The sequence below is a fragment of the Pseudomonas sp. HMSC065H01 genome, from assembly GCF_001815235.1.
In the GTDB taxonomy this organism is placed as follows: Bacteria; Pseudomonadota; Gammaproteobacteria; order Pseudomonadales; family Pseudomonadaceae; genus Pseudomonas; species Pseudomonas aeruginosa.
Window position 1 is genome coordinate 98,780 of sequence record NZ_KV819855.1, and the last position, 9,589, is coordinate 108,368.

Annotated in this window: 11 protein-coding genes; 9 read left to right on the forward strand and 2 right to left on the reverse strand. The window is 71.7% G+C overall.

What is annotated here, in order from left to right:
* Window position 1 precedes the first annotated feature (1 nt).
* From bluB to HMPREF3014_RS06105, 8 genes are read left to right on the forward strand one after another with little or no spacing between them, the layout of a single operon-like run.
* A complete protein-coding gene (gene bluB, locus HMPREF3014_RS06070) occupies window positions 2-658 on the forward strand; it encodes a 5,6-dimethylbenzimidazole synthase (RefSeq protein WP_003082592.1) in 657 nt (218 codons plus the stop codon).
* Entirely contained in the window at window positions 655-1,593 is a 939-nt protein-coding gene (gene cbiB / locus HMPREF3014_RS06075; RefSeq protein ID WP_003159856.1) for an adenosylcobinamide-phosphate synthase CbiB, read from the forward strand. Before bluB ends, cbiB begins: the two co-directional genes overlap by 4 nt.
* A complete protein-coding gene (gene cobD / locus HMPREF3014_RS06080) occupies window positions 1,586-2,581 on the forward strand; it encodes a threonine-phosphate decarboxylase CobD (protein ID WP_003112352.1) in 996 nt (331 codons plus the stop codon). The genes cbiB and cobD overlap by 8 nt, the downstream gene beginning before the upstream one ends.
* Window positions 2,574-4,046 carry a cobyric acid synthase gene (locus HMPREF3014_RS06085; protein WP_003123097.1) on the forward strand — a complete coding sequence of 491 codons (1,473 nt, stop codon included), beginning with the start codon at window positions 2,574-2,576 and terminating at the stop codon, window positions 4,044-4,046. The genes cobD and HMPREF3014_RS06085 overlap by 8 nt, the downstream gene beginning before the upstream one ends.
* Window positions 4,039-4,560 (forward strand): bifunctional adenosylcobinamide kinase/adenosylcobinamide-phosphate guanylyltransferase, encoded by a 522-nt coding sequence (cobU, locus tag HMPREF3014_RS06090; protein WP_003082599.1) that lies wholly within the window; start codon window positions 4,039-4,041, stop codon window positions 4,558-4,560. The genes HMPREF3014_RS06085 and cobU overlap by 8 nt, the downstream gene beginning before the upstream one ends.
* Window positions 4,557-5,612, forward strand: coding sequence for a nicotinate-nucleotide--dimethylbenzimidazole phosphoribosyltransferase (gene cobT / locus HMPREF3014_RS06095; RefSeq protein ID WP_023085026.1), 1,056 nt, complete (start codon window positions 4,557-4,559; stop codon window positions 5,610-5,612). The genes cobU and cobT overlap by 4 nt, the downstream gene beginning before the upstream one ends.
* Window positions 5,609-6,193, forward strand: coding sequence for an alpha-ribazole phosphatase family protein (gene cobC, locus HMPREF3014_RS06100; RefSeq protein ID WP_003112355.1), 585 nt, complete (start codon window positions 5,609-5,611; stop codon window positions 6,191-6,193). Before cobT ends, cobC begins: the two co-directional genes overlap by 4 nt.
* 2 nt (window positions 6,194-6,195) lie before the next feature.
* A complete protein-coding gene (locus HMPREF3014_RS06105) occupies window positions 6,196-6,933 on the forward strand; it encodes an adenosylcobinamide-GDP ribazoletransferase (protein ID WP_023087639.1) in 738 nt (245 codons plus the stop codon).
* On the opposite strand, the gene HMPREF3014_RS06110 is transcribed toward HMPREF3014_RS06105, so the two are convergent.
* Complete coding sequence (locus HMPREF3014_RS06110) at window positions 6,896-8,401, reverse strand: MFS transporter (RefSeq protein ID WP_023087638.1); 1,506 nt, start codon at window positions 8,399-8,401, stop codon at window positions 6,896-6,898. The genes HMPREF3014_RS06105 and HMPREF3014_RS06110 overlap by 38 nt on opposite strands.
* Before the next feature lie 118 nt (window positions 8,402-8,519).
* Here HMPREF3014_RS06110 and HMPREF3014_RS06115 point away from each other — a divergent pair, with 118 nt between their 5' ends.
* Window positions 8,520-9,080, forward strand: a complete 561-nt coding sequence (locus HMPREF3014_RS06115) for a TetR/AcrR family transcriptional regulator (protein WP_003124996.1) — start codon at window positions 8,520-8,522, stop codon at window positions 9,078-9,080.
* A gap of 32 nt (window positions 9,081-9,112) precedes the next feature.
* Here the strand turns inward: HMPREF3014_RS06115 and HMPREF3014_RS06120 are convergent.
* Window positions 9,113-9,589: acyl-CoA dehydrogenase C-terminal domain-containing protein (locus HMPREF3014_RS06120; RefSeq protein WP_177344331.1), on the reverse strand; the 477-nt coding region annotated here is incomplete at its 5' end.

Genomic DNA, 9,589 nt, shown 5'->3' on the forward strand with positions numbered 1-9,589 from the left:
CATGTCCGATTCTTCCCACGCCTTCAGCGCCACGGAGCGCGCCGCCGTCTACCGGGCCATCGCCGAGCGCCGCGACATGCGCCACTTCAGCGGTGGCAGCGTGGCGCCGGAGCTGCTCGCGCGGCTGCTGGAGGCCGCACACCAGGCGCCCAGCGTCGGCCTGATGCAACCCTGGCGCTTCATCCGTATCACCGAGCCGGCGTTGCGCCGGGCCATCCACGGGCTGGTCGAGGAGGAACGCGGACGCACCGCCGAAGCCCTCGGCGAGCGCTCCGACGAGTTCATGCGGCTCAAGGTCGAGGGCGTGCTGGATTGCGCCGAACTGCTGGTCGCCGCCCTGATGGACGACCGCGAACGCCATGTGTTCGGTCGCCGGACCCTGCCGCAGATGGACCTGGCGTCGCTCGCCTGCGCGATCCAGAACCTCTGGCTGGCCAGTCGCGCCGAGGGCCTGGGGATGGGCTGGGTATCGCTGTTCGATCCGGCCGCGCTGGGCGAGTTGCTCGGCCTGCCGCCCGGCAGCGAGGCGGTGGCGGTGCTCTGCCTGGGCCCGGTGGCGGAGTTCTACCCGGCGCCGATGCTGGCGCTGGAGGGTTGGAGCGAACCGCGTCCGCTGGCCGAGCTGGTCTACCAGAACCGTTGGGGCGAGCGAGCATGAGCGCACTGCTGGGTATCCTCGGCGTGGCGCTGGATGCGCGCTTCGGCGAGCCGCAGGGCTGGCACCCGCTGGTCGCCTTCGGCCGCCTGGCCGATCGCCTGGAGCGCCGTTTCAACCGCTCGCGCCTGGCCGGCGAGGGCGATCCCGGGGTCGGCTGGCGCAGCCACGGGGTGACCGCCTGGGTCCTCGCGGTACTGCCGCTGACCCTGCTGGCCTGGGCGCTCGCTGAACTTCCCTACCTCGGCTGGCTGGTCCAGGCCCTGGCGCTGTACGCCGCGCTCGGCCTGCGTAGCCTCGGCGAGCACGCCGAACCGGTGGCGCTGGCCTTGCGCGCCGGCGACCTGGACGAGGCGCGGCGACGTGTCGGCTACCTGGTCAGCCGCGATACCCGCGAACTGGACCAGGCCGGGGTCGCCCGCGCGGCCACCGAGTCGGTACTGGAGAACGGCAGCGACGCGGTCTACGCCGCCCTGTTCTGGTTCGCCGTGGCCGGCGCGCCGGGGGTGGTGCTGTATCGCCTGAGCAATACCCTGGACGCGATGTGGGGCTACCGCAACGCGCGCTTCGAGCGCTTCGGCTGGGCCGCGGCGAAGATCGACGACATCCTCAACTACCTGCCGGCGCGGCTGGTGGCGCTGACCTACGCGCTGCTCGGCGACACCCGCCAGGCCCTGCGCTGCTGGCGCGAGCAGGCGCCGCAATGGGACAGCCCCAACGCCGGCCCGGTGATGGCCGCCGGCGCCGGTGCGCTGGGGGTTTCCCTGGGCGGCGCGGCGATCTACCACGGCGAGCTGCACCAGCGACCGCTCCTCGGCAGCGGCCCGCAGCCGCAGGGCCGCGACATCTATCGGGCCCTGGCGCTGGTGCGCCAGGGCGTGCTGCTCTGGCTGCTGGTGCTGGCCGGACTCTGGGCCATGGGGTGGCTGCATGCTTGAACACGGAGGGCGGTTGCGCGAGGCGGCGCGCCGTTACGACATTCCGCTGGCGGACTGGCTGGACCTGTCCACCGGCATCGCGCCCTGGCCGTTTTCGCTGCCGGCGATCCCCGAGCAGGCCTGGACCCGCCTGCCGGAGAGCGACGACGGCCTGGAAGCCGCCGCCTGCCTCTACTACGGCGCCGAACGGGTATTGCCGCTGGCTGGCAGCCAGGCGGCGATCCAGGCCCTGCCGAGGATGCGGCGGGGCGGGCGGGTCGGCGTCCTGTCGCCGTGCTACGCCGAGCACGCCCACGCCTGGCGCCAGGCCGGGCACCTGGTGCGGGAGATCGGCGAGGCCGAGGTCGAGCCCTATCTCGACAGCCTCGACGTGCTGCTGGTGGTCAACCCGAACAACCCCACCGGGCGGGTCTTCGAGCCCGCCGAGCTACTGGCCTGGCATGCCCGCCTGCAACGTCGCGGCGGCTGGCTGCTGGTCGACGAGGCGTTCATGGACTGCACCCCGCAGTCGAGCCTGGCGGCCTGCAGCAACCGGCCCGGATTGATCGTGCTGCGCTCGTTCGGCAAGTTCTTCGGCCTGGCCGGCGCGCGGCTCGGCTTCGCCCTCGGCGAACGGCCGCTGTTGCAGGCGCTGGCCGAGCAGCTCGGTCCGTGGACGGTCAATGGCCCGGTGCGCCATGTGGCCCAGAGTGCCTTGCGCGACCGCCAGCAACAGCGCCAGCAGCGCGAGCGCCTGCTGGCCGCCAGCCAGCGCCTGGAGGAACTGCTGCGCCGCCACGGCTGGCCGCCGGCGGGCGGCAGCGCGCTGTTCCAGCGCCTGGTCGATCCACGCTGCGCGGCGTTGCACGACTACCTGGCGCGGCGCGGCATCCTCACCCGCCAATTCGAGCAGCCGGCCAGCCTGCGCCTCGGCCTGCCCGCCGACGAGGCCGCCTGGGCCCGGCTGGATGCCGCGCTGCTCGGCTTCAAGGAGCCTGCTCATGAGTGATCGCGGACGGACCCTGATGGTCCAGGGCACCACCTCGGACGCCGGCAAGAGCACCCTGGTGACCGCGCTGTGCCGCTGGCTGGCCCGGCGCGGCGTCGCGGTGGTGCCGTTCAAGCCGCAGAACATGGCGCTGAACAGCGCGGTCACCGCCGACGGCGGCGAGATCGGCCGCGCCCAGGCGGTCCAGGCCCAGGCCTGTCGGCTGGCGCCGCACACCGACATGAACCCGGTGCTGCTCAAGCCGAACACCGACATCGGCGCCCAGGTGATCATCCATGGCCGCGCGGTGACCAGCATGGACGCCGCCGCCTACCACGACTACAAGCGCGTGGCGATGGAAGCGGTGCTGGCTTCCCATGGGCGGCTCGCCGCCGCCTACCGGGTGGTGATGGTGGAGGGCGCCGGCTCGCCGGCGGAGATCAACCTGCGCGCCAACGACATCGCCAACATGGGCTTCGCCGAAGCGGTGGACTGTCCGGTGATCCTGGTCGCCGATATCGACCGCGGCGGGGTCTTCGCCCACCTGGTCGGCACCCTGGAACTGCTCTCCGACTCGGAGCGGGAGCGGGTCAGGGGCTTCGTCATCAATCGTTTCCGCGGCGACATCGCCCTGCTGCAACCTGGCCTCGACTGGCTGGAGGCGCGCACCGGCAAGCCGGTGCTCGGCGTGCTGCCCTATGTCAGCGACCTGCACCTGGAGGCGGAGGACGCCATCGACACGCGCCAGGCGGCCAAGGTCGGGCCGCGCCTGAAGGTGGTGGTGCCGGTGCTGCCGAGGATCAGCAACCACACCGATTTCGATCCGCTGCGCCTGCACCCCCAGGTCGAGTTGAGCTTCGTCGGCCCCGGCCAGGCGCTGCCGTCGGCGGACCTGATCGTCCTGCCCGGCTCGAAGAGCGTGCGCGCCGACCTCGCGGCGCTGCGCGAGCGTGGCTGGGACGAGGCGATCCTCCGTCACCTGCGCTACGGCGGTCGCCTGCTGGGGATCTGCGGCGGCCTGCAGATGCTCGGCGAGCGCCTGCACGATCCGCTCGGCCTGGAAGGCGCGGCCGGCAGCAGCGCTGGCCTCGGCCTGCTGGCGTTGGAAACGACCCTGGAGGCGGACAAGCAATTGCGCAACGTACAGGGCCGCCTGAGCCTGGAGGATGCGCCGCTGTCGGGCTACGAGATCCATGCCGGAGTCACCCGTGGCGAAGCCCTGGCGCGGCCGGCGGTGGTGCTCGACGATGGCCGCGCGGATGGTGCCCGCAGCGTCGACGGGAACGTCATGGGCACCTACCTGCACGGCCTGTTCGAATCCACCGCGGCCTGTTCGGCGCTGCTGCGCTGGGCCGGCCTGCGCGAGGTCCAGGCGGTGGACTACCAGGCCTTGCGCGAACGCGACATCGAGCGGCTCGCCGACCTGGTCGAGCGCCACCTGGATACCGGGCGATTGCTCGCCCTCTGCGGAGAACCCCATGCGTGACCTGATCCTTGGCGGCGCCCGTTCCGGCAAGAGCCGCCTGGCCGAGCGCCTGGCCGCCGAGAGCGGGCTGGCGGTGAGCTACATCGCCACCGCCCAGGCCGGCGACGGCGAAATGGGCCGGCGCATCGCCGAGCACCGCGCGCGCCGCCCGGCCCACTGGCGAACCCTGGAGGAGCCTCTGGCGCTGGCGGCGACGCTGCGCAGCGAGGCCGAGGCCGGACGCTGCCTGCTGGTCGACTGCCTGACCCTGTGGCTGACCAACCTGCTGCTCTGCGACGATCCCCAGCGTCTCGACGGCGAGCGCGAGGCGCTGCTGGAATGTCTCGGCGAGCTGCCGGGACGGATCATCCTGGTCAGCAACGAAACCGGGCTCGGCGTGGTGCCGCTGGGCGAACTCAGCCGGCGCTACGTCGACGAGGCCGGCTGGCTGCACCAGGCCATCGCCGAACGCTGCGAACGGGTGACCTTCACCGTCGCCGGCCTGCCCATGCCGTTGAAAGGAGAACCGCTATGAGTCTGCAATGGTGGCGCGACACCTGCCGCGAGGCGGACCCGCAGATGCGCCGGCGCGCGGCCGAACGCCAGGACCGGTTGACCAAGCCGCGCGGCTCGCTGGGCCGCCTGGAGCAAGTGGCGATCGACCTGGCGGCGTTGCAGGGGCGCGAACGACCGAGCCTGGAGAGGATCTGGGTGACGGTCTTCGCCGGCGACCACGGGGTAGTCGCCGAGGGCATCTCGGCCTATCCGCAGGCGGTCACCGGCGAGATGCTGCGCAACTTCGTCCGCGGCGGCGCGGCGATCAGCGTGCTGGCGCGCGAACTCGGCGCCGGCCTGGAGGTGGTCGACCTGGGCACCGCGTTCCCCCTGGAAGCCTTGCCCGGCGTGCGTCACCTGCGCCTGGCGGCGGGCACCGCGAACTTCGTCGAGGCCCCGGCGATGGGCGCCGAACAGTGCCTGCTGGCGCTCGAGGCTGGGCACGAAAGCGTGCGCCGCGCCGAGCAGGCCGGCAGCCAGCTGTTCATCGGCGGCGAGATGGGCATCGGCAATACCACCGCGGCGGCGGCCATGGCCTGCGCGCTGCTGGATGCGCCGGCGAGCGCGCTGGTCGGGCCGGGAACCGGGCTGGACGCCAGCGGCGTGGCGCACAAGGCCGCGGTGATCGAGCGTGCCCTGGCCCTGCACGGCGCCCATCGCGCCGACCCCTTCGAAACCCTCCGCCGTCTCGGTGGCCTGGAGATCGCCGCGCTGGCCGGCGCCTACCTGGCCTGCGCGCAGAAAGGCATGGTCGCCCTGGTCGACGGCTACATCTGCAGCGTCGCGGCGCTCTGCGCGGTGCGCCTGAACCCGGCCTGCCGCGACTGGCTGCTGTTCGCCCACAGCGGTGCCGAGCCGGGCCATCGCCATGTGCTCGAAGCCCTGGCGGCGCAACCGCTGCTCGACCTCGGCCTGCGCCTGGGCGAGGGCAGCGGCGCGGCGCTGGCGGTGCCGCTGCTGCGCCAGGCCTGCGCGCTGCACGCGGGGATGGCGACCTTCGCCGAAGCGGCGGTCTCGGACCGCCCGGCATGAGCCTGCGCCTGGACCTCCTGCGGCATGGCGAAACCGAGTCCGGCGGCGGTTTCCGCGGCAGCCTCGACGACGCCTTGACCGCGCGTGGCTGGGCGCAGATGCGCACGGCGGTGGAAGGCGGACGCTGGGACCTGCTGGTCAGCTCGCCATTGCAACGTTGCCGCGCCTTCGCCGAGGAACTGGCGCAGCGCCAGGGGATCGAGCTGGAACTGGAAAACGATCTGCGCGAACTGCATTTCGGCGCTTGGGAGGGGCGCTCGGCGGCCGCCCTGATGGACGGCCACAGCGAGGCGCTCGGCCGCTTCTGGGCCGATCCCTACGCCTTTACCCCGCCGGGCGGCGAGCCGCTGTCCGAGTTCGAGGCGCGGGTGCTGGCCGCCCAGCGACGCCTGCGCCAGCGTCATGCCGGCCGTCGTGTGCTGCTGGTTACCCATGGCGGCGTCATCCGTCTGTTGCTCGCTCGCGCCCGTGGCCTGCCGCGCGAGCACTTGCTGCAGGTGGACGTCGGTCATGGCGCACTGTTCGGCCTGCGCGCCGGAGAGGGCGATGATCGCTGGCACGAATGCCGGGAAGGGGAATAGTCATGCGCGAAGCCTTGCGCTCACTGCTGGTCGCCTTGCAGTTCCTCACCCGCCTGCCGGTGCGCCTGTCGGCGATGCCGACGCCGGAACAGTTCGGCCGCGCGGTGCTCTGCTATCCACTGGTCGGGGTGCTGATCGGCGTCGTGCTGTACGCCGCGGCGCGGTCGCTCGACGGTACGCCGCCGCTGTTGCAGGCAGCCTTGCTGCTGAGCCTGTGGGTGGCGCTGAGCGGCGCGCTGCACCTGGACGGCCTGGCCGACATGGCGGACGCCTGGGTCGGCGGGCTGGGCGACCGCGAGCGGACCCTGGCGATCATGAAGGACCCGCGCAGCGGCCCGGTGGCGGTGGTTGTCCTGGTACTGGTCCTGTTGTTGAAGTTCTCCGCCCTGGCGGCGCTGCTCGGCCAGGGCGAGGCCGGGTTGTTGCCGCTGGCCCCGTGGCTGGCGCGCAGCAGCCTGCCGCTGCTGTTCCTGACCACGCCCTACGCGCGCCCCGGCGGCCTCGGCCAGGCCATCGCCGAGCACCTGCCGGGGCGCAGCCTGCCGTGGGTGCTGGGGGTGAGTTTCGGCCTGGCCCTGGCGTTCGGCCTGGCCGGCCTGCTGGCGTTGCTGGTGACGCTGATGCTCTTCGCCTGGCTGCGCAGCCGTTTCCTCGCGCGCCTCGGCGGCGCCACCGGGGACACCGCCGGCGCGCTGGTCGAACTTACCGAGTGTGCGGTGCTGGTGGCGCTGGCTCTGTAGCCGGACGCGGCTGGCGCAGGACCGCCATGGCGCTGAGGAAGAGCAGCGCGGCGGCGGCCAGTAGCACGGCGACGAAGGCCTGGTCGAAAGCCTGCCGGGCAAGCTCGACGAGCCGCGACGCGACCTCCGGCGTCAGGCCCTCGGCGACCAACAGGGCGTCGTCGAGGCTGTCGCGGACCCGCGCCGGCAGCTCGGCCGAGGGCAGCCTCAGCGACATCCCGTAGACGAAACTCATCAGGCTGCCGAGCAGGGTCACGCCGATCACCCCGCCCAGTTCGTAGGACACGTCTTCGATGGCGGCCGCCATTCCGGAACTCTGTTCGTCCACGTTGAGCATCACCGCGGTGGAGGCGGCGGTCATCGCGCCGCCGAAGCCGACGCCGAGCAGCACCAGGCTGGCCAGTTGCGCTCCGGTGGCGGACTGGTAGGACAGGGCCAGGCCGAGCAATCCGGCGCTGCCGAGCAGCAGGGAGGCGCACATCACCCGGTTCTCGCCCCAGCGCGGCACCAGCCAGCCGGCCAGCGGCCCGACCACCAGCGAGGCCAGCGGGATCGGCAGGACGAACAGGCCGGCCTTCAGCGGCGTCAGGCCCTGCACCAGTTGCAGGTGCTGGCTGAACACCAGTTCCATGCCGACCAGCGCCATGGTCGCCACCAGGGCCACCGCGACGCCGCGGGCGAAGCGCCGGTTGCGGAACAGCGCGAAGTCGATCATCGGTTCGCGGGCGCGGCGCTGGCGGCGGACGAACAGGTACAGGCAGAGCATGCCGCCGAGCGCGGCGAGGACGGCCAGCCCGAAGTCCGGGGCGCGTGTGCTGAGTTCCTTGATCGCATACACCACCCCGACCAGGCCGAACATCACCTGCAGCGAGCCGAGGGCGTCCCATGGGCGCCGCGACTGGCCGCCGCAGGCCGGGATGGCCGGCAGCGCCAGCAACAAAGCGACGACCACCACCGGGACGTTGATGAGGAACACCGAGCCCCACCAGAAGAACTCCAGCAGCACGCCGCCGACCACCGGCCCCAGCGCCGCGCCGGCAGAGGCGACGGAGGCCCAGATGCCGATGGCCAGGGCGCGTTCGCGTTCGTCCTGGAAGACATGGCGGACGATCGACAGGGTCGCCGGCATCATCAGTGCCGCGCCCACCGCCAACCCGGCGCGGGCGGCGATCAGCGCCGCGGCGCTGGGGGCGAAGGCGGCGCACAGCGAGGCCAGGCCGAACAGCGGCAGGCCGGCGAGGAACAGCCGCTTGTGGCCAAGGCGGTCGCTGAGCAAGCCGGCGCCGGGCAGCAGGCCGGCGACCACCAGCGGATAGGCGTTGACGATCCAGAGTTTCTCCGCGGCCGTCGCGCCGAGGTCGTGGGTCAGGCGCGGCAGGGCCGTGTAGAGCACGGTCATGTCGATGATGATGAGGAACAGGGCGCTGGAGACGATGGCCAGGACCAGCCAGCGGTTCTGCCGGAACATGGGATAACCTCTGTGGCGAACGGTTCATCGCTCGCCGTGGATAACGGGAATTGCGCGCCACGGGCGGGCGCGTGAAAATATAAATACATACGTATGGATTTAAACTCAAGAGGTAGCCATGGGACGCCGACGAACGATCGACCGTGACCAGTTGCTCGATGCCGCCGAGGCGGTGATCGGCCGCGAAGGCGCGGCCGGCCTGACCATCGATGCGGTGGCGAAGGAAATGGGCATTACCAAGGGCGGCGTGCAGTACTGCTTCGGTACCAAGGATGCGCTGATCGACGCGATCTTCGAGCGCTGGGGCAAGGCCTACGACAGCCTGTTCGAAGCGGTGGCAGGGAAGCAGCCGACGCCACTGACGCGGGTTCGCGCACATGCCGAGGCGACCCAGCGTTCGGACGAGCTGTCCAGCAGCAAGGCGGCGGCGCTGATGGCGGCGCTGATCCAGACGCCCGAGCACCTGGAGGGCAGCAACCAGTGGTATCGCAGCCGGTTGGAAGGCCTGGACCTGTCCGCACCTGAGGGACGCCGTGCGCGCCTGGCGTTCCTGGCGGTGGAGGGCGCTTTCATGTTGCGCTACTTCCGCCTGATGGACATTGGCCAGGAGGAATGGGACTCGATGCTCGACGACGTTCGTGCGTTGTTGCTGACCCCGGCTGGCGCCAGCGGAGACTGAGGCTCCGCTGGCGCGCGCTGCGGGTGGTCGCCTCAGTCGAAGGCGAAGTGCTCGCTCTTCAGGTCCATGATCGAACCCGTCGGCTTCGCCATTGCCGCCGCGTGGCCCTTGGCGCGCGGAAGCAGGCGGGCGAAGTAGAACTCGCTGGTGGCGATCTTGGCCTTGTAGAAGTCCGCCGACTCGCTGCCGCCCTGGCGCAGTCGCCGGCGCGCAGCGGCTTCCTGGAGGGCCCAGGAATAGGCCAGCGTGGCGTAGCCGGAGAACATCAGGTAGTCGTGGCTGGCGGTGCTCACCAGATCGCGTTGCTTGCGCGCGGTGAGGGCAATGCGCAGGGTCAGCAGGTTCCATTGGGCGCAGAGCTTGAGCAGCACCAGGGCGCGGCCGCGCATGCGCGGCTCGTTCTTCAGCAGGTCGACGGCGAACCGGGCCACGCCCCTAGTGAAGTCGCGCACGGCCTTGCCCTGGGTCATCAGCAGGACCTTGCGGCCGAGCAGGTCGAGGGCCTGGAT